Source organism: Salinivibrio proteolyticus, from assembly GCF_027286365.1.
Classification (GTDB): domain Bacteria; phylum Pseudomonadota; class Gammaproteobacteria; order Enterobacterales; family Vibrionaceae; genus Salinivibrio; species Salinivibrio proteolyticus.
This window is the reverse complement of the sequence record NZ_CP114584.1, coordinates 47,691-72,630: the sequence shown is the minus strand read 5'-3', so window position 1 is coordinate 72,630 and position 24,940 is coordinate 47,691. Positions and strand designations below refer to the sequence as shown.

Sequence of the window (24,940 nt, the reverse complement as noted above, 5' to 3'; positions counted from 1 at the left end):
CATCTCCCTCCGCAACCCAGTGAGGCGGCCGAGGGAGAAAGATAAACTTACAGCCCTGCGGTGCCGTCCATCACTGACGATGAGTCCTCTTGAGCCATGGCAGACAAGTCTTTATCAATAAAGAACAAGGCCTTGCCATCTTCGCCCACCAACTCGATCTTATCGAGTATGCCTTTAAACAGCTTTTCTTCCTCGTGCTGCTCAGCCACGTACCACTGCAGGAAATTAAAGGTCGAGTAATCCTGAGTCGTAAACGCAACGTGCGCTAGGCTATTGATCTTTTCCGTGATTAAACGCTCGTGTTGATAGGTTTCACGGAACACTTCGCCCAATGATGCGAACTCGTGGCGCGGTGCGTCGATTGAGCCCAAAATAGGCATCGCACCAGTCTCGCTCACGTAGGTGAAAAGACGCTGCATATGCTGCATTTCTTCCTGCGCGTGCTTATGGAGGAATCGCGCAGCGCCTTCAAATCCTTTGTCTTCACACCAAGCACTCATTTGTAAGTATAGATTTGATGAGAAAAACTCCAAATTGATCTGCTCATTGAGCCTGTCAACCATGGCGGGTGCTAACATATAAACGTCCTCTTTATTTGGGGTTAGCTGTCATTCTGACCAGCAGCACGTCCCTTTTCAAGCGGATATCGCCGACAAACGTGTGTGGTGCCGAGTCATCTGCCGAATTTATGACAAACATCATTGTCGAATTCTTAATCGGAATGCGATCGCAGTGACTGTTTTTAATACGCAAGCTCGCTAGACTGCGATGACAACCTCACATAAAAAGGATAACTCTATGTCATATAAGCATATTTTGGTTGCTGTTGATTTGTCGGAAGACAGCGAACGTTTGGTTGCCAAAGCCGATTCTCTTGCCCAAGCTGTCGGCGCGAAATTATCGCTGGTCCACATCGATGTGAATTACGCCGAGCTTTATACCGGACTTATCGATATTAACTTGGTCGAATCGCGTAACCGCGTCATTGAAGAAGCTCAGCACAAACTGAATCAACTGGCGGGCAACGCACAGGTGCCTGTGACGCATACCCTGGTTAGCAGCGGCGACCTTGCTGAAGAGATTACAGAATCGATTCAAAACATGGGAATTGATTTGGTTGTCGTTGGCCATCACCAAGACTTTTGGAGCTCGCTGCTCTCATCGACCAAGCAACTGCTCAACAAAACACCGGTCGATCTGTTGATGGTGCCGATCCGCGACTAATTTCTGGCGTCACACAGGGCGATGAAGGCGGTCAATCCGCCTTCTTTTTGACCTTATTGCACTGTGTTCAGCGAACCAATTGCGTCCCCGTGATGAAACGGTACACTGCCTTTTTATTTACGATATCGAAGGAACCGAGTCATGGGGTATCTTAGCGGGGTCACACTGCTGTGGGCCTTTTCATTTAGTTTGATTGGGGTGTATCTCGCCGGCCAAGTGGACAGTTATTTCGCAGTCCTGATGCGGATTGTACTCGCTGGGTTGGTTTTTTTACCCTTCTTGCGTCCTCGCCAAGTAAGACCGGCCTTTGCCGCTCAACTGATGCTGGTCGGGGCATGTCAGCTCGGCATCATGTACTGCTTCTTCTATCAGTCTTTCCTTTTCTTGTCGGTGCCAGAAGTGCTGCTGTTTACCGTCTTTACCCCGCTCTACGTCACCTTGATTTACGATGCTTTGAAGCGTCAGTTTAGCGCGTGGTATCTGGTCACCGCGGCGATGGCGGTGCTCGGCGCCGTGGTGATCCGCTATGCCACCGTCAATCCAGACTTTCTGGTCGGCTTTTTGGTGGTGCAAGGGGCGAACCTTTGCTTTGCGATTGGCCAAGTCGGTTACAAATACCTGATTGAGAAGGAGCAAACGCCCCTTCCCCAACATGCGGTGTTTGGTTGGTTTTATCTTGGCGCCTTAGTGGTGGGCGTGCTGGCTTTTGCACTGTTGGGCAACAGCGACAAACTGCCTGCTACGCCAACCCAGTGGGGTGTATTAATTTATCTAGGCACTATCGCGTCAGGGCTGGGCTATTTCTTTTGGAACAAAGGCGCTACGCAGGTCAACTCGGGGGCACTCGCGGTGATGAACAATGCGCTTATCCCAGCCGGAATTGTGGTGAACGTGCTGATTTGGAACCGCGATGCGGATCTTCTGCCGCTACTCAGCGGTGGGATACTGATTTTAGCCGCGCTGTGGTTTAACCAAACGTGGGTAAAGCGCCGCGTCGAGGCACAGCGGGGTGCCGCCCAGCGGAGTGCCGCCCAGCGGTAGGTAGGCCGTCCCAAGACCTCAGTCACCCAAGTACAAAACAGGCAGGGAAATCCCTGCCTGTTTACTTAGCCGATAAAGAAGGCTCAATCAGATAAAGGCAAACGCGTCTGAGTAGAGATGATCACGACTCACACCGCGCTCTTTACAGAACATGTCGCGTGCCACACCTGCCATTTCAAAACGGCCCGCGATATAAATGTCATAAGCGCCAAGGCTGACAAAATCTTCCATCACCGCTTCTAACACATTGCCTACTTTACCGCGCCACTCGCCTTCAGCTTGCTCCACGACAGGCATAAAGGTAATGTGCGGATGCTGTTCCGCCAATGCTTGCATCTCGTCATGGGCATAAAGCTGACAAGGGGTACGGGCGCCCCAATAAATAAAGATCGGCGACTGTATCTTCTGGCTAATACAGTGATCGACCATGCTGCGCACGTAAGAAAAACCGGTCCCGCCAGCAATCAGTAGCAAGGGACGATCGCTCTCTCGCAGCCAAGCATCACCGGCAGGCTCAGTAATTTCAAAGCCCGCTTCACCGCTTTCTAGTACGGCTTTGGCTTTCTCAACCACTTCTAACGCAAACGGATTCTCGTCCGCCGCACCAACGTGCAGCTCGAGTTCACCGCCATTTTGACGACAAGGGCTACTTGCCAGCGAAAACGGGCGCTTATCTTTCTCGCCCATCACCGCCATCACGTATTGCCCTGGCTGATAACGCACCGCTTGCTGCGGCTTCAGGACAATGCGGTAGGTGTGACACGCCAACGGCTCAACGGCTGTCACTTCACATAGTATCGACATTCTGTTCCTCTGTTCGTTTTGCTACAGCCGATGAGGTTATAAGAGGCGGCATCACTACCGCCTTGGGCTGTGTTTTTATCGTTAACGGTGAATGCTAGCGCATTCCAATAGGATTAGTCTAAGATCCCTAATTCATCCCAAATCGCGTCGATGCGCGCAACCACGTCTGGGTCTTTAGCAATGGGCGTGCCCCACTCGCGATCGGTTTCCCCTTGCCATTTGTTGGTGGCATCGAGGCCCATTTTCGAGCCCAGCCCCACCACAGGTGAAGCAAAGTCGAGCGAGTCGATAGGGGTATTTTCCACCATCACGGTATCGCGCGCGGGATCCATACGCGTGGTAATCGCCCAAATGACGTCATTCCAATCACGTGCGTTGACGTCATCGTCACACACTATCACAAACTTGGTGTACATAAACTGACGCAAAAACGACCACACGCCCATCATCACCCGCTTGGCATGACCGGGGTATTGTTTTTTCATGGTGACCACCGCCATGCGATATGAGCAGCCTTCAGGCGGTAGGTAGAAATCGACAATCTCTGGGAACTGCTTTTGCAAAATCGGCACAAACACTTCGTTAAGTGCCACGCCTAAAACGGCAGGTTCATCCGGTGGACGCCCCGTGTAGGTGCTATGGTAAATCGGTTTTTTGCGCATCGTCAGATGCGTCACAGTGAACACATGGTGACGCTCAACCTCATTGTAATAACCGGTATGATCGCCATACGGCCCTTCATCCGCGTATTCATTGGGATCGATATAACCTTCCATCACGATTTCCGCACTGGCCGGCACATCCAAATCGTTGCTGATACACTTAGCCACTTCGGTTTTACTGCCGCGCAATAAGCCAGCAAACGCGTATTCCGATAAGGTATCAGGCACCGGTGTCACTGCCCCGAGAATGGTGGCAGGGTCAGCGCCATAAGCCACGGTCACCGGAAACGGCTCATTAGGATGGGTTTGCATCCAATCATGCAAATCTAACGCGCCGCCGCGATGAGCCAACCAACGCATGATCACTTTGTTTTTGCCGATTTTTTGCTGACGATAAATGCCAAGGTTTTGTCGCTTTTTGTTGGGTCCACGGGTAATGGTCAGCCCCCAAGTCAGCAAGGGTGCCACATCACCGGGCCAGCAGCGCATCACAGGAATTTTATCCAGATCGACCTCATCGCCGCTCAGCACCACCTCTTGGCAACGCGGACGCCGCACGGTTTTCGCTGGCATGTTGAGCACTTGACGAAACACGGGCAGTTTATCGAGCGCATCTCGAAAGCCTTTGGGCGGCTCAGGTTCTTTCAAGTAGGCAAGCAGTTTACCCACCTCTCGCAGCTCAAGCACATCCTCACGCCCCATGCCCATCGCAACGCGTTTTGGGGTTCCAAAGAGGTTGGCAAGCACGGGCATCTCATAGCCAATCGGGTTTTCGAACAATAACGCCGGACCGCCCGCTCGCAGGGTACGGTCGCATATCTCGGTGATCTCCTGATCAGGGTCCACCGGTTGGGCGATGCGTTTGAGCTCGCCTTGGGCTTCAAGATAATCGATAAAATCGCGCAGATCGGAAAATTTCATATCAGGCTCAACGGGTTAATAAACGCCTTAATGATACCAAGCAAACCGGTATCCGGATCGGTGAAGCGGTGACATTAGCGCGACGACAACGCAGATGCAATGTGCTGACGGCCTAGCGGACCCAACTCGGCTTGTAATCCGGTTAGCCATTCCCCTTTTCCTGCCTCGACGAGCAGTTGCGCTACCTGATCACCTTGGCGCAATGACAACTGTGCCACGAGAAAATCCGCAACCGGCGCTGGCAACGGTGACAAGCTGGCAAGCTGGCGAATCGCGGTGTCGCGCAAAGAGGGATTTCTCGCCGCTGCCATCATTTGGCTCACCGAAAAGCTATCACTCACCTGTCCTTTCAAGGCATGTAAGGCCTCTAAACTATACGCATCCGTGCCTCGACGCCATAATCGGGCGTACAGTTCCGGATGCTGCGTTTTCTCAGCAAGCACCGCCAAGATCGCGTTGTCAGGCAGCCAGAGTAATCGTGGGTCATGCAGGTATTGCTCGGCCAAATAGGCCAAACCATTGGCCTCATAGTCACCAATCATCGCTACCAAGGCATCACGGCGCCGCGCATAATCTGCACCGTCAGGTTTCACCCAATCAGCAATCACCAACTGGCGATAGCTTAATAACATGCCGAGTTCTTGGGTCAGTTGCTCGTGCTGATAACGGTTTAATTGCTGACGTGCCGCGGCCGCATAGTGGAAAGCGGGGGTGGTAACCCAATAGCCGTCTTGCTGATGACGTAATAAAAAATGCGGTTGCTGGTGACTAAGATCGCGCAAGAAAGTGCGCCAATCGGGGTTATCCAAACGTGTGGGTGTGGAAAGGAGTCGGAACAAAGTCGCCTCTTGGATCAACGGCGACAGGCTTTGTAGGTGAGCACGCAATCCGTCAATATCATCAGCCATTTGTCGCTGAAACGCGATCGCCATGGCTTGCTGGGTAGAAGGCGTCTCTAATAAGCCATCAATAAACGCCTGCGTCACGATTTGTCCGCTCGGCGTTGACGCCTCCGTGACCGCTGCGCGGCTGGGCATTGTGCCTACGACTAGGCATGCTATCAGCACTAACACGCGAAAACATCTTGCCATCCGTTGCAATCCTGTACCACTTGTAGCAATCCGGCTACATCCATGTAGGGTGAGACCATTGTGCGAAGTCAGCGTTCAATAGGCAATAAAAAAGCACTGCCCGCAGACAGTGCTTTTCACAATTACGATCCGGATCAGGAGTTTTGACGTCGCATGGCGTCAAAGAACTCATCATTGGTCTTCGACATGGCCAGCTTATCAATCAAGAATTCCATGCCTTCGATTTCCCCCATTGGGTGGACAATCTTACGCAGGATCCACATCTTCTGTAGTTCATCCGCTTTGGTCAGCAACTCTTCGCGACGGGTGCCAGAGCGCGTGAAGTCGATGGCTGGGAAGACACGCTTCTCGGCAATCTTGCGTGACAGGTGCAATTCCATGTTACCTGTCCCTTTAAATTCTTCGTAGATGACTTCGTCCATCTTCGAGCCTGTATCCACCAGCGCAGTCGCGATAATGGTCAAGCTACCACCTTCTTCCACGTTACGGGCCGCACCAAAGAAGCGCTTAGGACGGTGCAAGGCGTTGGCGTCGACACCACCAGTCAATACTTTACCGGAAGACGGTACAACTGTGTTGTAAGCACGCGCCAGACGAGTAATTGAGTCCAGCAGGATCACCACGTCTTTTTTGTGTTCGACTAAACGCTTAGCTTTTTCAATCACCATATCGGCCACTTGTACGTGACGGCTTGCTGGCTCATCAAAGGTCGATGCAACCACTTCCCCTTTCACCAAGCGCTGCATCTCGGTCACTTCTTCCGGACGCTCATCGATCAACAGCACCATCAACTCACATTCTGGGTGGTTGTAAGCGATGCTTTGCGCGATGTTTTGCAGCAGCATGGTTTTACCCGCTTTTGGCGGCGCAACAATCAAACCACGTTGACCTTTACCGATTGGCGAGGCTAAGTCGAGCACACGGGCAGTGATGTCTTCTGTCGAGCCGTTTCCGCGCTCCATCACCATACGTTCGCTGGCGTGCAAAGGGGTTAAGTTTTCGAAGAGGATTTTACTGCGGGCGTTGTCTGGTTTGTCGCTGTTAACTTGGTTAACTTTCAATAGCGCGAAGTAGCGCTCGCCGTCTTTAGGGGGACGAATTTTACCCGCGATGGTATCGCCTGTGCGCAGGTTAAAGCGACGAATTTGGCTTGGCGACACATAGATGTCATCTGGGCCGGCCAAATACGAGCTGTCTGCGCTACGCAGGAAGCCAAACCCGTCTTGAAGAATTTCCAGCACGCCATTGCCGAAAATGTCTTCACCGCTTTTTGCGTGCTGTTTGAGGATCGAGAAAATGATGTCCTGTTTACGCAAGCGAGCTAGGTTTTCGAGTCCCATGCTTTCGCCAAGCGCAACCAGCGTCGAGACGGGTTGAGTCTTCAGTTCGGTAAGATTCATAGTGGTGAGTGTCTTGTTTGTCAAAGTTGAGGTCTGAAATTAGTTAGCGTGTCGAGACCAGTGGCATGTTCGAGAGATGAACAGAAGTACAATTTCCGTGCAATAAGGTAGCACCAAAATGGGGTATCGTCTAGTTGACAGAAAAACAACCGCCACTGGGAGGCAGTGGCGGCCGTCTTAATATTATAGGTTAGCGTCAAGGAACTCTTTCAACTGAGTTTTTGACAATGCACCAACCTTAGTTGCTGCCACGCCGCCATCTTTAAATAGCAGCAATGTCGGGATACCACGGATGCCGAACTTAGGCGGTGTACCTGCGTTCTGGTCAATGTTCAGTTTTCCGATGGTGACTTTACCTTCGTACTCGTCGGCGATTTCGTCCAGGATTGGCGCGATCATTTTACATGGCCCACACCATTCTGCCCAAAAATCAACCAGTACAGGTCCTGCAGCATTTAAAACGTCTGCGTCAAAGCTGTCGTCGGTTAGCTGCAAAATTTTGTCGCTCATCTTCTACTCCAATACATGTTTTTGTTACTGGCTAAATTGCGACCAGTAAATAATGGCACTATTTGACTGGATTCGCTTCCGTATTGCAAGCCTAAGCTGATATTCTATCCGGATGAAAATGACGCATATCACAGAGCAGAAATTTGCCGAGCTCGGCTTGCACGCCGATGTTCTCAAGAGCTTGGAGGCCAAAGGGTTCACCCAATGTACGCCTATCCAAGCAAAGGCATTGCCGGTCCTGCTCACCGGCCAAGACATTGCAGGACAGGCGCAAACGGGGACAGGCAAAACCCTGGCGTTTCTGGCTGCGACGTTTCATCACTTGTTAACCACTGACGCACCAGCGTCACGGAAAACTAACCAACCACGGGCAATCATATTAGCTCCTACGCGCGAATTGGCCATTCAGATCTATAACGATGCGGAACCATTACTTGCGCATACTTCGATCACCGCAGGGCTTGCCTATGGTGGCGAAGGCTATGACAAACAGCAACAAACACTTGAGCAAGGCGTTGATATTTTAATCGGAACCTGCGGCCGTATCATCGACTTCTACAAGAAGAAAGTGATTGATTTACATGGCATTCAGGCAGTGGTGTTGGATGAAGCGGATCGCATGTTCGATTTAGGCTTTATCAAAGACATTCGCTTCTTGTTTAACCGTATGCCTGCGGCTAACAAGCGCTTGAACATGTTGTTTTCTGCCACCTTGTCTTATCGCGTTCAAGAACTGGCCTTCGAGCACATGACCAATCCTGAGCATGTGGTGATCGAGCCAGAACAAAAAACCGGCCATCGCATTAAAGAAGAGCTTTTCCAGCCTTCTAACAACGAAAAAATGCCCTTGCTGCAAACCTTGATCGAAGAAGACTGGCCGGAGCGCGCGATCATTTTTGCTAACACCAAGCATCGCTGCGAGTCAATTTGGGCCCACCTTGCGGCAGACGATCATCGCGTTGGTCTACTGACTGGTGACGTTCCGCAGAAAAAGCGGGTGAAAATCCTCGAGCAATTCACCAAAGGTGAGATTGATTTGTTGGTGGCCACCGATGTCGCTGCGCGCGGCTTGCATATTCCGCAAGTCACCCACGTGTTTAACTACGACTTGCCCGACGATGCTGAAGACTATGTGCACCGCATTGGCCGTACCGGTCGTGCTGGCGCCAGTGGTAGCTCCATCAGCTTTGCCTGTGAAGAATACGCCATCAATTTGCCCGCCATTGAGGAATACATTGAACACAGTATTCCGGTCAGCGAATTTGATCGCAGCGCACTGCTCACGGATTTACCGGCCCCGAAAAAGATAGCCAAACGTCAGGTGAACAGTCGTCGTAATACTGGCAAAAACAACAGCGGCAACAACCGCAATCGTCAACGTCGACGCCCACAAAAGTCGGCATAACATTCGGCAGTTATGAGGTAAGGTCGCGCCATGCGTCGTGATGGAACCACCGCTCACACATCGTCGCTTTATGCGGCGATTGATTTAGGCTCTAACAGCTTTCACATGCTGGTTGTGCGTCAAGTGGCTGGCAGTGTGCAAACACTGGCCAAAATTAAGCGCAAAGTCCGCCTAGCGGCGGGAATGAACGCACAACGCCAGCTCAGTGATGAAGCCATGCAGCGCGGCTGGGAATGCCTCGCGCTTTTCTCTGAACGCTTGCAAGACTTTGAAGCCGATCATATTCGGGTGGTGGCGACGGCCGCATTACGCCGAGCCTCGAACGCTGATGCGTTTCTCGCCAAAGCAAACCAACTATTAGGCCACAACATCGAGATCATCTCTGGTGAAGAAGAAGCGCGCACCATCTACCAAGGGGTAGCCCATACCTCGGGCGGCCCAGGAAAACGCTTGGTGGTAGATATTGGTGGGGCCAGCACCGAGCTGATCATTGGCCAACAATTTGAGCCCGCGCTACTGCAAAGCCTTAATATGGGCTGCGTGACCTTCCTTGAAGACTACTTTGCCGACCGTGTCCTCAATCAAGCGGCGTTCGATGCCGCAATTGCCGGAGCTAAAGCGGAATTAGCGCCTCATATGGCCGCCTATCGCGCCCTCGGGTGGGATTGTTGCGTAGGCGCCAGCGGAACAGTGCAAGCCTTGCAAGAAATCATGGTCACGCAAGGCATGGACGAAGTCATCACGCTGGAAAAACTCCATCGTTTGCGCGACCAAGCCATTGCGTGCGGGCAAATGGATGCACTCGACATTGACGGCCTCACGCTTGAACGCGCCTTGGTTTTCCCAAGCGGCTTATCGATACTGATCGCCATTTTTGAATGCTTGGATGTCACCAGCATGACACTGGCTGGCGGCGCACTCCGTGAAGGTCTGGTGTATGAAATGATGACCGCAATGCGCCACAGCGATATACGCGCGCGCACCATCGCCAGTATTCAATCTCGCTATCAGCTCGATGAAGCGCATGGCATGGCGGTGGCACAAACGGCGTTGGATTTACTTCACCAATGCCCGCCTGACTGGGTGCCAGAGCCCCACGCCAGTAGCTTGCTTCATGCCGCAGCCTGTGTGCACGAAATTGGCTTAAGCATTGGCTTTAAACAAGACGGCGACCATGCGGCCTATTTGATCACCCATCTCGACTTACCCGGCTTTACGCGCGCCCAAAAGCAGCTGATTGCCACCTTGCTTCGCTACTACCGTGAGCAACTGGTTCGCATTGATGGCCAACATGCTTTGTCAGCGCAAAGTGCCAATCGCCTCCTGCGTTTGCTGCGTTTGGCGGTGATTCTGTGCCACCGCCGAGACAGCCGCGTACGGCCACTCAGTCGCCTTTGTGCAGACGGTGATGCGCTCACCTTAACCTTAGACTCCACGTTGCTGGATAGCAGCCCATTGCTGAGTGCCGAGCTGGAGCAAGAAGCCTTGCGTCAATCCAGCCTTGGTCAACCGCTGGTCGTGATCACCCACGCCGATGGCGGTGTCTAAATCGCACTCACCCATCCCGTTGAGCACAAAAAGGCCCGCATTGCGCGAGCTCTTACTTGGTCAATCGTCGTGTGACTACGCGGAAATACCACTGTGGCGCAGCAGCGCATCAGGGCTTGGCTCACGGCCACGGAAGCGAACAAACAACGCCATCGGCGCTTCGCTTCCCCCACGACTGAGGATATGGTTGAGGAAATCTTCACCGGTTTCGCGATTAAAGATCCCTTCTTCTTCAAAGCGAGAGTAGGCATCGCTCGACAGCACTTCAGCCCATTTGTAGCTGTAATAACCTGCGCTGTAGCCCCCTGCAAAGATGTGCCCAAACGCATGCGGGAAGCGATTCCACTCCGGCGTGGGCACCACAGAAACCTGCTCACGTACGGCATTGAGCGTTTCCATGATCCGTGGACCCACCTCGGGGTCAAATTGACTGAACAAGCTAAAGTCGAACAAGCTGAATTCGAGCTGGCGCAACATCGCCATCGCTGAATTGAAGTTTTTCGCCGCCAGCATCTTCTCTAGCATATCGTCCGGCAAGGCTTCTCCGGTTTGATAGTGGCCCGAGATAAAGCTCAGCGCCTCTTGCTCCCAGCACCAGTTCTCCAAAAACTGACTCGGCAGCTCTACCGCATCCCAAGGCACACCGTTGATTCCCGAGACATCCGCCACTTCGACTTGTGTCAGCATGTGGTGAATGCCGTGACCGAACTCGTGGAACAGGGTTTCAACTTCGTCATGGGTAAACAGCGCAGGATCATCACCGACCGGTGGGTTGAAGTTACAGGTCAAGTACGCCACCGGCGTTTGTAACTCGCCATTTGTTTTACGGCGACGAACGCGACACTCATCCATCCATGCACCGCCACGCTTATTCTCACGTGCGTACAAGTCTAAATAGAAGCTCCCGCGCAGCGTGCCCTGACTGTCGTGAATGTCATAAAAACGCACATCTTTATGCCACGTATCGACACCTTGGCGTTCGGTTACCGTCATGCCAAACACACGCTTCATGACTTCAAACAGGCCACTTAGTACGCGCGATTCTGGGAAGTAAGGACGTAGCGCTTCATCAGAAATCGCATAGCGCGCCTGCTTGAGTTTTTCGCTGTAGTAAGGGATATCCCAAGGCGCCAGCGTCTCCACCCCAAACTCTTGCTTGGCGTAAGCTTTTACTTCCGCGAACTCTCGCTCGCCTTGTGGACTGGCTTTGCTAACCAGCTCATTCAAAAAGCCCATCACCTGCTCGGGGCTCTCTGCCATTTTGGTCGCCAGCGACAACTCGCTGTAATTGTTAAAGCCCAACAAGCGCGCCAGTTCATATTTTAAACGTAGCGACTCGTTCATCAGCTCGGTGTTGTCCCACTGGCCGGCCTGCGGGCCACGATCAGAGGCTCGCGTTGAGAAAGCTTCATACATTTCTTGACGTAATGCTTGGTTATCGCAGTACATCATGACTGGTAAGTACGAAGGAATATCGAGGGTCAGTAAGTAACCTTGCTGAGATTTACTCTCAGCTTGCGCTTTCGCTGCGTTCAGCGCTGATTCGGGCAAGCCCGCTAACTCACTTTTATCACTCACCAGCTTGCTCCACCCCATGGTGGCATCCAGTACATTGTTGCTAAATGAAGAGGAAAGCTCCGACAAGCGTTTTTGAATTTCACCAAAACGGTGTTGTTGATCGGCAGGCAGCGCAATGCCAGACAGCTCGAAATCACGCAGCGCATCGGTGATGGCTTTTTGCTGGGCCGTATCGAGTGATGAAAAGTCCGCGCTGTCTTTGATGGCTTTGTAGGCGTGATACAAGCCTTTGTGCTGACCGCGCCACGTCGAATATTCCGACAACAGCGGCAGACAGCTTTCGTAGGCTTCACGTAGTGGTTTGCTGTTAACTACCGCGTTCATATGGCTCACTGGCGACCATAAACGGCTGAGACGATCTTCGACTTCGGCGAGCGGAGCACAAACCGTCTCCCAACTTGGCGACGCTTGCTCAGCCGCCTGCTCGACTGCTTGGCGACAATCGGCAATTGCGGCGTCCACTGCCGGCTTAACATGCTCTGGATTGATCGCTGAAAATGGAGGTAAATCCTCAAACTGAAGTAGCGGGTTGGACATAATGCCTTCCTTTTTGCTGACGAGACGCCCGTGCTTCGCGCGTCTAAACGATAAGTGACCTCATGTATATGCCGTCTGTGAGAACGCTTTTCAATCCCCGCACTCCAACTTATACAGATTGCGACCGTTACAAAATGATTCTGAGACTGCCGCCACACCAAAGGTTTGATAAGCTTACATTCACTCAACCTCAATGGTCAGCGCGGCGCCACTTTACAAGCGACCTGAAACGCGACAAGCTGACCACGAAACAAAAGCCAGAAGCACGCTCGTGCGTATAAGATGGAGAAAGACATGGCGAAGCATTTCGACTACATCTGTATCGGTGGCGGCAGCGGCGGTATTGCCTCTGCCAACCGTGCCGCGATGCACGGTGCCAAAGTCGCCCTGATTGAAGCAAAACACCTCGGTGGAACCTGTGTAAACGTGGGCTGTGTGCCCAAAAAAGTGATGTGGCATGGCGCGCAAGTAGCCGAAGCCCTCAATCTTTATGCCCCGGATTATGGGTTTGATGTTGAAGTGAAAGGCTTTGACTGGTCAACCTTGATCAATAACCGCGAAGCCTACATCGGCCGTATCCACAAAGCCTACGAAAACGTGTTGGGTAAAAACAACATTGATGTCATTCACGGCTTTGCGCGCTTTGTCGATAACAAAACCGTCGAGGTGGACGGCGAACACTACACCGCCGATCATATCTTGATTGCGGTTGGTGGCACCCCCACGATTCCGAACATTCCCGGTGCTGAACATGGCATCGACTCAGATGGTTTCTTTGCCCTCACCGAACAACCTAAGCGTGTCGCCGTAGTCGGTGCTGGCTATATTGCGGTTGAAATCGCAGGCGTACTGCATGCGCTAGGGTCAGATACCCACTTGTTTGTGCGCAAAGACCGTCCGCTGCGAAGCTTTGACCCCTTGGTGACTGACACCTTGGTCGAAGTGATTGAAAAAGAAGGCCCGACTCTGCATACCCAGTCGGTGCCTGTCTCTGTCACCAAAGAAAGCGACGGCAGCCTGACCCTTGCGTTCGAGAACGGCACCACGCATAACACAGACACACTGATCTGGGCGATTGGCCGCCATCCAACCACCGACAAGATCAATTTGGCCGCGACCGATGTACAAACCACCGCGGACGGCTACATTAAGGTAGACCCTTACCAAACCACCAGCGTGCCGGGCATTTACTGTGTCGGTGACATTATGGATGGTGGCATTGAGCTCACCCCTGTGGCGGTAAAAGCAGGTCGTCTGCTCTCGGAGCGCCTATTCAATGGCCAGAGCGAGGCAAAAATGGACTATGACCTCGTCCCAACCGTGGTATTTAGCCATCCGCCAATCGGCACTATTGGCTTGACCGAGCCCGAAGCGCGCGCCAAATATGGGGATGACAATATCAAGGTCTACACCTCGACGTTTGCTGCGATGTATACGGCCGTCACCCAGCACCGCCAACCTTGTAAAATGAAACTAGTGTGTGCCGGTGACGATGAAAAAGTCGTGGGCCTTCACGGTATCGGCTTCACCGTCGATGAAATGATCCAAGGATTTGCCGTCGCGATGAAAATGGGAGCGACAAAAGCAGATTTTGACAGTGTGGTCGCGATTCACCCGACCGGTTCAGAAGAGTTTGTTACCATGCGCTAAACCCGGTATCGGTAAGAGCAACGCCGAGCACTGTGCTCGGCGTTTCTTTAGAGGGTAATTACAATCTTTCGAATAAGCTATTTTTAATCAATTTAATCACTTCAGATACCGGGACTTACCTCAGCAGGGAATTCTGTCGTATCTGTACGGAAAGACAAGTAATCTAAATGAAATCTAGTCATACCTTCCAAGGCAGCCATGCTAATCTGCTTTTTGTCCTTAACAATTGCATGTGTAACGTTGATTCCTGCGTTTTGTAGTATTTCTTTATGGCGATCAATCATACTTTGAGCAATTTGGGTATCTCCGTCATTAGTCAAAGCTCCGAGCAGTTGTGCATCATACTGCTCACCTTCAGCAAGATCGCGGTTTGGGTTGAGGCCAGGGCAAGATCACGAACGAATTTTGAGCAAAGTAGATCAGTTTGACGATCACTTATCGCTGTGATCATATACTCCCTTTTTGACGGGAGTTCACGATGTCCATCGATGCTTTTTCTCAGTACTTTTCTGTTATCCAAGACACACGACAATCAGCCAAAATTTCGTACCCTTTGTTCGATATCTTATTCCTAACGGTGTGCGCCACCATTGCTGGCATGGAGGGATGGGAAGACATTGAAGACTTTGGCGAAGCACACCTTGATTGGCTGCAAGATAAAGGCCTGTTCCTTCAAGGCATTCCCGTTCATGACACGATTGCCAGAGTGGTTTCTTCCATCGAACCTGACCAGTTTCAGGACTGTTTTTTGAAATGGATGCAGGCCGTCAACGTGCACGCTAACGGCGCTCTGATTGCTATCGACGGGAAGGTGCTCCGTAGCTCCTATAACCGAGAAGATAGGCAATCCACTCTCCACATGGTCAGTGCCTTTGCGACAGCGAATGGTGTGGTAATGGGCCAGGTTAAGACTCAAGACAAGTCGAATGAAATCACAGCGATACCCGAACTCATCAACCTGTTGGACATCAAGGGATGCTTGGTTTCCATCGATGCTATGGGTTGCCAAACAGGTATCGCCAAGCAAGTTGTTGAGCAAGGTGGTGACTATTTACTCGCAGTCAAAGGCAATCAAAAAAGCTTGGAGAAAGCGGTTCAAAAAGCCCTGGCACCGTTAGTTAAAATAAGCCCAGAATGCGACATTGAGCACGGGCATGGACGCATCGAAGCACGCGAATATTACGTCATGCCAGCGCAGAAACTGGCGATAGATTTCCCCGACTGGCAAGCGCTTCAAACGGTCGGTGTTGCTATTAGCTATCGCATTGACTCAAAGGGAGAAGAATCACTGGAATACCGCTATTACATTAGTTCAGCGACACTGACACCGGAACGATTTGCCGAGGCAGTTCGTGGTCATTGGGAGATAGAAAACCGACTCCACTGGGTTCTCGATGTGACCATGAATGAGGATGCGTGCCAAATTTATCGTGGGCATGCGGCGGAGATTCTCGCTGGCGTGCGTCACATGGCTCTTAATATGCTTCGGTTAGAGAGCAGCAAAAAGGCAAGTATTAGACGCAAGCAGAAGATGGCATCGATGAATGTTGCTTATTTAGAGCAAATTGTACTGGCCGGAATCAAAGGGTTGACTGAAATTTGAGCATACGTAATCTCGCCCTGGGGTTGAGGCGAATGTAGATCCCATATAGATGATCATTAGACTGTTTTGCAGCTTTTTTTAGCTTTCGATCGGAGGACTTTAAAAGATCATTAAACGACGTCGGTAAGGCGGGCCTATCATAATGCTCTCCCAGCCAGTTCCTATAACTTCTTTCTTCTTGAATTCCCCATTTAATACCATCTAAGCAATCAATACTAACCAGATGCTCTTTACGTACAAAAACTTTCTCCAATATGCTAATTCTGAGCGAAAGCTCATTCAACCCATCTTCCCGAACTTGAGTTACGTAGGTATCGAGAACTCGAGGATGAGCATTGTAACTCTTTTGGGGATCTCGAGCCTCAATCACTCTCGCAACGAGCATCTGCACTGAAGGAACGTCGTTTCTCGCAATATCACAAGACTGAGAAGCTACAACAAGTACGAAGTCATCATCTGCTAACGCTGGCTGATCGATATCGATGCAACAGGTAGCCTCTTGCTCTAATAAATCAATAGCGCTTTCCTTTGGAATAAGACACCCCTGTAACCAGCCGCGGGCTTCTAAAGTGCTTCCACAGTCCATATCACCTACCTAAGCAAAGGGATCCTCTAGTTCACTAATATCTGCTGTTAACAGTAAGCCTGAGCCAAAGTAGAGCAGTTTATCGACGTCAACTTCATCCTGCTTAAGCATAGTCAATATCTGCCTCCTATGCCCTAAATCCAATGTTGATATCTCAGGATAACCGTTGCTCTTCCACATATTTAATATGTTGTAATGATCAACTAATCTTAACATCTTATTTTTGTTTGGTTTAGTCTTTCCTTGCTGCCAATTGTGAAGCGTTTTTCGGGTTGTTTGTAAAATACTAGCTAATTCTTCATCTGATAATTCAAGACTGCTTTTCAACTCAGTTAAGCGTTTGGTTAATAGCTTTTTCTGGGGAGTCTCAGTAAAAGGAGCGGCCGTACTAACTTCAACAAGAACATCGCTAAAATCTGACTTAGTGTGGGTCCAGTACTTATTCTGTCCTGAACGATAATTGATACGTTCAAAAATTTCCGTAGTACTAGGACAATGATAAGTCCTATGCGCTGCTGACTGAACAGCATGCTGGCCCGAAGATGCTAACATTTGAATTTTACTGTCGTCATAATCAATATATGTTTGGTCTGCTACAACCATATTTCATCCCTCGCGTACTGAGTCGTCGCACTCCAAAATGCTTTTCTCGATGCTTCATGTAAACCTGATAGCGTTTCTAAAATATTATCAACTTCAAAATCTCTCGGGTTATTGGAGTCTTGCCAGAAGTGATCAAAGTCTAAAAGCAACCTTAATTTAGCGGTTTCATCCACCTTAACTTTCAAGCCGATTGAAGCTAGATCCTCGGGGAGAACATTTGGTGTAACCCTCTGAACAGTTCTTATAACAAGATACGTTGTCCCAGTTGATATTAAATACTCTTGGCGTTTGAAGCCTTTATTTCCAATATCGCTAAACGTGTTATCAAACAATAGTTCAGAAACAACTAGCTTAGATAAGCCGTCTTCACTTCCATCGGGCGATACTATGTTGTCGCAATAACGCAGACCAACTCGAGTATAAATTGATGGATTAACGATGTTTTTTAACACCTCAACTATCTGCCGAACATCTGCCTGAAATCCATCAAACCGGTCGTACTCCGTTGTTGCATAAACGACTCTATTTTGATCAATATCAATCACTCGTTGACCATCTCTAGACGTGAATAACCACCTCTCTATGTTTGAGAAGTCTACTTGGTCATTATTAATGTTCACCGCTTTATCAACAATCGCGTCGAAGTTCGGAAACTCTCCACGAAGGTTATCGTGTAACTCTGGTATGTATTTCTTCACATTTAGGATCGGTGAATACCTTACCTCTACGAGAACAAGCTCTAATGGCTGATTTTTCAACTTCTTATAATCCGACATACTGGAACACCTTTCAGGCACTAACTGCGTCAATTATTACACAAAATATTACACACATCTTGTATTTTTCTATGACAGGAGATTCAGATCATAGTTTCACCAAAGAACCAAAATTATGTAACGCATTGACTAAAAGAAAGATGATTTAAGCCCCCCTTTCAAAGATTTTATATAACAATCAGATCTTTAAGTAGAGCATACCAAGACGTGGTGTTTTTATTGACCATTTGCTGGCATGATGAAAAGGCAGTTAGTGAGTGAGCTGCGCGCAAAAGCGTGCCAAGCCTTCTTTAATATCCACCAACAACACGGACGCGGTGTCAGCATCATCCTGTTTTGCTGCCAGCTCCAAGGCTAACGCTTGTTGTTGCAGTTCAATCGCCGCTAGGTTACTGGCACTACCCTTTAGCTTGTGCGCTTCACGCGCCAAGTTAGCAAAATCTGCCACTGCAATCTGTTGTGCCATGGTTGGAAGCTGCTCTTCAGTCTCTTCGACAAAGATGGTACAGGCTTCATCGAGCAAGGCTTGGCTATCCATCAACCGACTTAAGGCTTCCTCTTTGTCCCACACGCTTGCGTCGTGATCTGTCTTTCCGTGGCTGTCACTCATGCTCAATCCTTTTTTACTGAAGACGGTGATTCACCTACAAGCGACAAGGGCTTGTTGATTAGCTTATCATCACCTTGTTTCTAATCGTTACTAAGATTAACCGCCTGCGTCTAGCACATTGTAGATGTGGCAAAACTCAGGTCCAATCATGCTCGCTTTTCCCCCAATATCAATAATAGAAGTGAGTGCGAATCATGATGGATATGTTGCCTTGGTTAATCGTTTCTGGCCTGATCGTTTCCGTTATCACGGGTCTGTTGACCGTGTTGATGGTTAAAGGCCTCGATTAATCACCGCTGACTCCATGGGTAACCATGGAGTCTATTCCTGTACCTTCAGGCTAGGGGTTTTTACTGGCTTTGGCCTTTTTCTTCTCTTTTTTGCTTTTTGCCGTCTTTGTGCTTTTCTTACCCTTTTTCAGGGCTTTTTTGGTTAGCTTTTCATCCTTGGCTTTTTTCTTCACCTTTTTCGTCACTGATTCAGACGATGCGGGCAAAGGCGTAGGTCGACACAAATAGCTTTTATCTCTGGCCACACGCGCACATTTACTGCACGCCACGCAAGGCGGCGAAACAATCGTCGCGAGCAGCTCTAACTCAGCATCCACATCTCCGCGACGCCATTTACACAGCGACTTAGCCACCTAACGCTCCACCGTAAGTGCTGCATTGATATACATATCAAAGCGATTTTTCTTTGTCGCAATGCTCGAATGAGGGGCTATGCCGGCTAACGGCTCAGCATAATCTGGGCGTTTGACCACCACACGACTGCGTGCCAATGCCAGTGCAGGGTCTAGCAGGCTATCGGCATCTGTGTCCGCCCCGACTAAGGATTGAAAGACACGCATTTCTTTTTTAACTAACGCGGCTTTTTTTTTATGCGGATACATGGGGTCAAGATAAACCACATCTGGCCGCTGTAGCCCGGGTGTTTGCGCCATCTCGGTGAGAGCCTGCGCGCTGCTTGCATGCAACAAGGTCATGCGATCGCGCATCCAAGTACCGATTTCTGCATCCTGATAAGCGCGCTGCAGACCATCATCCAACAACGCTGCCACCACAGGATGACGTTCAATCAACTGTACCTCACAGCCTAGCGAGGCAAGAACAAACCCATCACGGCCAAGCCCTGCAGTGGCATCAAGAACACGCGGTGTCACGCCTTTATTTAATCCCACCGCTTTCGCGATCGCTTGGCCTTTGCCACCACCAAACTTACGGCGATGACCGACCGCCCCGTCGACAAAATCAACGTAGACCGCCCCTAATTTAGGCTCATCTTGTTTGCGAAGCTCCAACCGTGTCTCTGTCATCACCAACGCAAACGGCGAATCATCCTCATGAGTGAGTGACCACTTACTTGTTAGCCTTTCAAATTCTTGTTGTTTCTCTGCGACATCACAGATAAGGGTCAGTTGCACGTTGGATCTCCACAGCCAATGATTGGCCGAGTATATCAGAGATGGATTTTTTCCTTCACGCTGTTCTGTGTCTCGGGCCAGCCTCTCACTTGCTGCTCCAGCGGCGCTGGTACACTAAAGTGATAACCTTGTGCGTAATCGACCCCGAGTAAACGCAACTTCTCTAAAATCTCGCTATTTTCAACAAACTCAGCCACGGTTTTTTTGCCCATTTGCTTGGCAAGGTCGTTAATGGCTTTCACCATCGCAAAATCGGTGTCGTCCTTGGCAATGTCACGCACAAATTGCCCATCAATTTTCACGATATCAACCGGTAAACGCTTCAAGTAACCAAACGATGAGATACCCGCACCAAAGTCATCGAGTGCAATAAAGCAGCCCAACGCTTTAAGACGTGAAAACAAATCCATCGCACTGGTCATGTTACTGATGGCGGCCGTTTCAGTGATCTCTAAGCAGATGCGTCGGCTGGGTATCACACTGTCTTTGATAGCATGTACCAAAAATTGCACAAACTCTTTTTGCGCAATGGAGCGGCCGGATAGATTAATCGACACCATACCCAACTTATCGACGTGCTCGGGATGCGCAGCGAACCAGGCCAAGGTTTTCTTCACCACCACCGTATCGAGTTGATGCGCCATGTTGTAGCGCTCTGCGGCGGGAATAAATAGCCCAGGTGAGATCCAGCCACCTTGGGTATCCCGCATCCGAACTAACACTTCCATATAAAGCTTACGCTGGGGTGCGCCGCTAATATTCACAATGCGCTGTGCATACACTTCAAAGCGGTCTGCGGCAATGGCTTCATGAATATGACTGACATAGGCCATTTCTTGCTCGCGACGTTTCAATTCTTCATCGTCCGGGTGATAAAGATGGAGCCGGTTACGCCCCTCATCTTTAGCGGCATAGCAGGCTGTATCAGCTTGGGCATGCACTTGCTGCGGAGAGCCGGCGGTGCGGTCCAGTAAGCGGATCCCTAAGGAGCACTCCAACCGCATCCGGCTGTCATGCCAAAAGAACTCACTTCGCGCCAAGGCTGCCAGCAATGATTTCCCCCAACTGACCGCACGGGTAGCATCACAGTGGTACACCAAAACGCCAAACTCATCGCCCCCAAGCCTTGATAATACCGCGCCAGAAGGTAAGTGATGACTTACAATTAACGCCACTTGCTTTAACGCCTCATCCCCGGCTTCATGGCCTGCGGTGTCATTAATCAGCTTAAATTGGTCCATATCGATATAGAACATCGCATGGCACTGATCGTCTTCGCGGGCCTGAACCAAGGCATCGGCCAGCTTCTGTTCAAAATAACTGCGGTTATAGAGACCGGTTAAGTAGTCATGATGCGCTTGATACATCAGTTGGCTTTCCATCTCACGGTGCGCGGTAATGTCTTCGCCGACCACCAGTATCTGTGCCTGAGTGTGCATGGCACGAACCGTTTCTCTCACCCATAAGGTCTGGCCCTTTTTAGAGCGATAAGGGATCTCTCGACGCCAAAGTTGCTCGTCATTGTCTTGTGGGCGGCGCACCATTCGGTGGGGTGGCTCATGCTGCTCGGCATACAACTCAGTGATTTTATGGCCAAGGAGGCTTGATTTGTTGTAACCGAAAAGCTCCGCCGCATATTGGTTGATAGATTGGATCCGTGCTTGCTGATCGACGGTCAGTAAGATCACCGGTTGCTGTTCGTAAAGCATCCGATATTCAATTTCACTACGTTGCAGTTTCTCCTCGGTGTGCTTACGTTGGGTAATATCACGCGCTTCAAACAGAATACGGGGTTGGCCTGCTTCACCGGGAAAGCTTTTGACCGCCACATCCAAGATCACTTCGCGGTGCGCCTCACTCAAACACAGCTCAAAGCGCCGGGGCTGGGTCGTTTCAGTTAACTTTAGGTGCGATTCTAAGCGTGCAGGGTTACGCCATATCGGCCAAAACCAGAGCGGTCTTGCCTGATATTGGCGAGTTACATCAACCAATTGATTAAAACTGGAATTGCCCGACAGCAGAATCCCGTTACCATCAAGCAAGGCGATAAACTGATTACTCTGGTCGAACACCCCTTTGAGCATGGCGCGGTGACGCATTAGTGCCGACTCGCTACGACGCAGCTGACGCACATTGGCCCAAAGCATAACAATGATGCTACCCAACACCAGCACGGACAAAGACACCGCTTGTACGGTTATTTTGTGGGCCTGCCATAACGACTGCGGACGATTAGTGATCACCGCTGAACGTAGATCGCTAATATCCAAATCCCACCGTTTGACCAAAGGGTAATCAAACATGGTGACATTGGTGCTGTCGCGCTCAGCGGGCAGCTCACCCGCCAGCACTTTCAGTAGCAACTCACCTTGGTTCTTACCCTGCTCAACCCCATCAATCACCACACCGCCAATCACCCCGTGGCCGAGCATAAAACTCATCGCCCCGTACACGGGAACGGGCGCTTCACCCACAATGGTTTCGAGGTATTCTTGACGGGTCATGAAGCCGCCTTGGTTGTCGCGAAAGTAAGAAAGATAAAAGACGCCCTCACCCTCATGCATCGCTTGGATACGGTCATGCAGTGCCTGAAACGATAAGTCTGATAGGCGAACCACTTCGATACCCGACAAATCACTGTGCGCTAGCTGCGCTTGTACCACATTCCAGTACTGACGACTTGAAAAGGTGTTATCCAGCAACAGGTAAACACGTTCTAAATCAGGATGGAGGCGTTTCATCAACGCCAAGTTGCGAGGTAAGTCGACCTCTTCTTTCACCCCAGTCACACGCGGTAGTAGCGGGTAATGTTGGCGGCCAAAGTTATTCAGCCCCGCGTACACCACGGGCGTATCTCCTACGTAGTCATGGAGCTCGTGCATCAACCATAGCGCGGCGTTGTCTGTGGTTAAAATGGCATCGAAACGCTGGCTGGCGAGTTTTTGGATATAGAGTTTTTTCAGCTGTTCGCGATAGGCTTCTGATTGGTAACGCTTACTTTCTAAGTAAGTATGCTGAAAGTCGATATCGTGCCCTTGCGTCGCCGTATTTAATCCTTCGACCAACGCTTGATTCCAAAAGAACCCGGGATGATAGGAGTGCACGACCAAGACTTGTTGTTGAGCTGCACTCACGGCGCAGGTACACATCAGTATTAACACGCCAAAAAGGTATTTGATCCCCACGCCCACTTCCTGTTGGTTTATTGGTATCTTCATAGACAACGCGATACCCTACATTAGATGCTCAATTGACTGTCAAGCAACTGAGACAGCGGAAAACATGGCTTAGCTACAACTACAAGACGACAACAATGAACGATTTACCCAAACTGGATGATCTCGATCGTCGTATTCTGTCCACACTCCTCGACGATGCGCGCGTGCCTTACGCGGAAATGGCCAAGCAGTTCCAAGTGAGTCCCGCGACAGTTCACGTGCGCGTGGAGAAAATGAAAGCAGCTGGCATTATCGAAGGTACCGAAATATTGGTGAACACCAAAAAGCTTGGCTACGACGTGTGCTGCTTTATTGGCATCAACCTCAAAGCCGCACGGGACTATCACTCTGCGCTCGATAAGCTGAATCAGCTTGATGAGGTCGTTGAGGCTTACTACACAACCGGCGCCTATAACATCTTTGTGAAGCTGATGTGTCGCTCCATTGAAGAGTTACAGTTTGTGCTGATTGACAAGCTACAAGCCATCGATGAAGTCCAATCCACCGAAACGCTGATCTCACTACAGAACCCCATCAACCGCAACGTAATCCCCTAATTTTTGCGTGGTGATACGCTTTATCCCTGTATCTATCATGACGCAACCGCCACACAACCAAAAACGCCCTGACCAAATAGCCAGGGCGTGGTTGATCGCGGGGTCTTTTTTATCCCACGGTCTCTTCAGGACGCGGCGGCAACGGCACACCTGCATCTTCAGCAAGCCACTCGGCAACTTGTTTAGCAAAGTAAGTCAAAATGCCGTCCGCACCCGCACGTTTAAAGCACAAGAGTGATTCCATCACTGTCTCGCGCTCTTTTAACCAGCCATTATCGATCGCCGCTTTGTGCATGGCGTACTCACCAGAGACTTGGTAAGCAAAGGTTGGCACTTTGAGTTCACTTTTCACCCGGCGCACCACATCCAAATACGGCATCCCCGGTTTAACCATGACGGTATCCGCCCCTTCAGCAATATCCATCGCCACTTCATGCAGCGCTTCGTCACTGTTGGCCGGATCCATTTGGTAATTGGCTTTATTGCCCCCTTTCAGGTTCGCCGCAGAGCCTAACGCATCGCGGAACGGGCCATAATAGTTAGAGGCATACTTGGCAGAGTACGCCATGATTTGGGTATTGATGTGGCCGTTTTTCTCTAGTGCGTCTCGAATACGACCGATGCGCCCATCCATCATGTCTGACGGCGCAACAATATCCACACCCGCCTCGGCGTGTGACAAAGCTTGTTTGATCAGCACTTCGGTGGTGGGCTCGTTCATCACATAGCCGTCGTCATCAATGATCCCGTCTTGGCCGTGGATGGTGTAAGGGTCCAACGCCACATCAGTGATCACACCCATTTGTGGCACATGCTCTTTGAGCAAGCGTACCGCGCGTGGCACCAGCCCTTCGGGGTTGAAGGCTTCAGAGGCACAGGCGGTTTTAAATTCCTTCGGGATCACCGGGAATAGTGCAATCGCCGGCACACCTAGCTTGGCCAAGTAATCCGCTTCATACAACAGCAGGTCAATCGACATCCGCTCAATACCGGGCATCGACTCCACCGGCTCACGACGATTTTTGCCCATCAAAATGAAAACAGGGTAAATCAAATCACTCGCGGACAATGAATGTTCCGCCACCATACGGCGGCTAAAGTCAGTTTTGCGTGTACGACGCAGGCGTCGAGCAGGAAAGGCGCCTTGAATGGATACGCTCACTGTATCCTCCTTTATGTTGCAGACCTGGGCT

General features: G+C 50.5%; 21 protein-coding genes and 1 pseudogene. 7 read left to right on the top strand and 15 right to left on the bottom strand.

Annotated elements, in window-relative coordinates; translation table 11 throughout:
• Positions 1–47 precede the first annotated feature (47 nt).
• Positions 48–578, bottom strand: a complete 531-nt coding sequence (gene ftnA / locus N7E60_RS00350; protein WP_069590230.1) for a non-heme ferritin — start codon at positions 576–578, stop codon at positions 48–50.
• A 220-nt stretch (positions 579–798) separates the two neighbouring features.
• Between ftnA and N7E60_RS00345 the strand changes: the two genes are divergently transcribed.
• Entirely contained in the window at positions 799–1,224 is a 426-nt protein-coding gene (locus tag N7E60_RS00345) for a universal stress protein (protein ID WP_077479558.1), read from the top strand.
• Between the two features lie 141 nt (positions 1,225–1,365).
• Complete coding sequence (locus N7E60_RS00340; RefSeq protein WP_269597825.1) at positions 1,366–2,265, top strand: carboxylate/amino acid/amine transporter; 900 nt, start codon at positions 1,366–1,368, stop codon at positions 2,263–2,265.
• A gap of 87 nt (positions 2,266–2,352) precedes the next feature.
• Here the strand turns inward: N7E60_RS00340 and fre are convergent, their stop codons facing one another.
• From fre to trxA, 5 genes and pseudogenes are all read right to left on the bottom strand, one after another.
• Entirely contained in the window at positions 2,353–3,069 is a 717-nt protein-coding gene (gene fre / locus N7E60_RS00335) for an NAD(P)H-flavin reductase (protein WP_069590225.1), read from the bottom strand.
• Between the two features lie 161 nt (positions 3,070–3,230).
• A pseudogene (gene ubiD / locus N7E60_RS00330) lies at positions 3,231–4,652 on the bottom strand (4-hydroxy-3-polyprenylbenzoate decarboxylase); the annotation flags it as partial.
• 74 nt (positions 4,653–4,726) lie between these two features.
• Positions 4,727–5,638: a hypothetical protein gene (locus N7E60_RS00325; RefSeq protein ID WP_269597823.1), complete on the bottom strand. Its 912-nt coding sequence runs from the start codon at positions 5,636–5,638 to the stop codon at positions 4,727–4,729.
• Positions 5,639–5,877: 239 nt separating this feature from the next.
• Positions 5,878–7,143, bottom strand: a complete 1,266-nt coding sequence (gene rho, locus N7E60_RS00320) for a transcription termination factor Rho (protein WP_077674499.1) — start codon at positions 7,141–7,143, stop codon at positions 5,878–5,880.
• 183 nt (positions 7,144–7,326) lie between these two features.
• Positions 7,327–7,653 carry a thioredoxin TrxA gene (trxA, locus tag N7E60_RS00315; RefSeq protein ID WP_069590219.1) on the bottom strand — a complete coding sequence of 109 codons (327 nt, stop codon included), beginning with the start codon at positions 7,651–7,653 and terminating at the stop codon, positions 7,327–7,329.
• Between the two features lie 112 nt (positions 7,654–7,765).
• On the opposite strand from trxA, the gene rhlB reads away from it, so the two are divergent.
• Together rhlB and gppA are read left to right on the top strand one after the other, a co-directional pair.
• Positions 7,766–9,058, top strand: coding sequence for an ATP-dependent RNA helicase RhlB (gene rhlB / locus N7E60_RS00310; protein WP_069590218.1), 1,293 nt, complete (start codon positions 7,766–7,768; stop codon positions 9,056–9,058).
• Between the two features lie 30 nt (positions 9,059–9,088).
• Positions 9,089–10,606, top strand: a complete 1,518-nt coding sequence (gppA, locus tag N7E60_RS00305) for a guanosine-5'-triphosphate,3'-diphosphate diphosphatase (protein WP_269597822.1) — start codon at positions 9,089–9,091, stop codon at positions 10,604–10,606.
• 75 nt (positions 10,607–10,681) lie between these two features.
• Here gppA and prlC read toward each other — a convergent pair whose 3' ends face one another.
• Entirely contained in the window at positions 10,682–12,721 is a 2,040-nt protein-coding gene (gene prlC, locus N7E60_RS00300) for an oligopeptidase A (protein WP_269597821.1), read from the bottom strand.
• A gap of 294 nt (positions 12,722–13,015) precedes the next feature.
• On the opposite strand from prlC, the gene gorA reads away from it, so the two are divergent.
• Positions 13,016–14,371 (top strand): glutathione-disulfide reductase, encoded by a 1,356-nt coding sequence (gene gorA / locus N7E60_RS00295; RefSeq protein WP_077456821.1) that lies wholly within the window; start codon positions 13,016–13,018, stop codon positions 14,369–14,371.
• Positions 14,372–14,849: 478 nt separating this feature from the next.
• Positions 14,850–15,974: an ISAs1 family transposase gene (locus tag N7E60_RS00290; RefSeq protein ID WP_269597162.1), complete on the top strand. Its 1,125-nt coding sequence runs from the start codon at positions 14,850–14,852 to the stop codon at positions 15,972–15,974.
• Here the strand turns inward: N7E60_RS00290 and N7E60_RS00285 are convergent.
• The 7 genes from N7E60_RS00285 to N7E60_RS00255 all read right to left on the bottom strand — a co-directional run bounded on the left by N7E60_RS00285 (position 15,952) and on the right by N7E60_RS00255 (position 23,190).
• Positions 15,952–16,560 carry a hypothetical protein gene (locus N7E60_RS00285; RefSeq protein WP_269597820.1) on the bottom strand — a complete coding sequence of 203 codons (609 nt, stop codon included), beginning with the start codon at positions 16,558–16,560 and terminating at the stop codon, positions 15,952–15,954. The genes N7E60_RS00290 and N7E60_RS00285 overlap by 23 nt on opposite strands.
• A gap of 9 nt (positions 16,561–16,569) precedes the next feature.
• Positions 16,570–17,163, bottom strand: a complete 594-nt coding sequence (locus N7E60_RS00280; RefSeq protein ID WP_269597819.1) for a helix-turn-helix domain-containing protein — start codon at positions 17,161–17,163, stop codon at positions 16,570–16,572.
• On the bottom strand, positions 17,154–17,939 hold the full coding sequence (locus N7E60_RS00275; RefSeq protein WP_269597818.1) for a TIGR04255 family protein: 786 nt from the start codon (positions 17,937–17,939) through the stop codon (positions 17,154–17,156). Before N7E60_RS00275 ends, N7E60_RS00280 begins: the two co-directional genes overlap by 10 nt.
• Before the next feature lie 250 nt (positions 17,940–18,189).
• Positions 18,190–18,549: an Hpt domain-containing protein gene (locus tag N7E60_RS00270; RefSeq protein WP_269597817.1), complete on the bottom strand. Its 360-nt coding sequence runs from the start codon at positions 18,547–18,549 to the stop codon at positions 18,190–18,192.
• 340 nt (positions 18,550–18,889) lie between these two features.
• The gene (locus tag N7E60_RS00265; RefSeq protein ID WP_077676345.1) at positions 18,890–19,192 is read right to left on the bottom strand and encodes a hypothetical protein; all 303 of its coding nucleotides are present in this window, start codon (positions 19,190–19,192) and stop codon (positions 18,890–18,892) included.
• Complete coding sequence (locus N7E60_RS00260; RefSeq protein ID WP_269597816.1) at positions 19,193–19,972, bottom strand: class I SAM-dependent methyltransferase; 780 nt, start codon at positions 19,970–19,972, stop codon at positions 19,193–19,195.
• Between the two features lie 35 nt (positions 19,973–20,007).
• Complete coding sequence (locus N7E60_RS00255) at positions 20,008–23,190, bottom strand: ABC transporter substrate binding protein (RefSeq protein WP_269597815.1); 3,183 nt, start codon at positions 23,188–23,190, stop codon at positions 20,008–20,010.
• 95 nt (positions 23,191–23,285) lie between these two features.
• Between N7E60_RS00255 and asnC the strand changes: the two genes are divergently transcribed.
• Positions 23,286–23,747 (top strand): transcriptional regulator AsnC, encoded by a 462-nt coding sequence (gene asnC / locus N7E60_RS00250; protein WP_069588218.1) that lies wholly within the window; start codon positions 23,286–23,288, stop codon positions 23,745–23,747.
• Positions 23,748–23,856: 109 nt separating this feature from the next.
• On the opposite strand, the gene hemB is transcribed toward asnC, so the two are convergent.
• Complete coding sequence (gene hemB, locus N7E60_RS00245; RefSeq protein ID WP_069588220.1) at positions 23,857–24,909, bottom strand: porphobilinogen synthase; 1,053 nt, start codon at positions 24,907–24,909, stop codon at positions 23,857–23,859.
• Between the last annotated feature and the right edge of the window lie 31 nt (positions 24,910–24,940).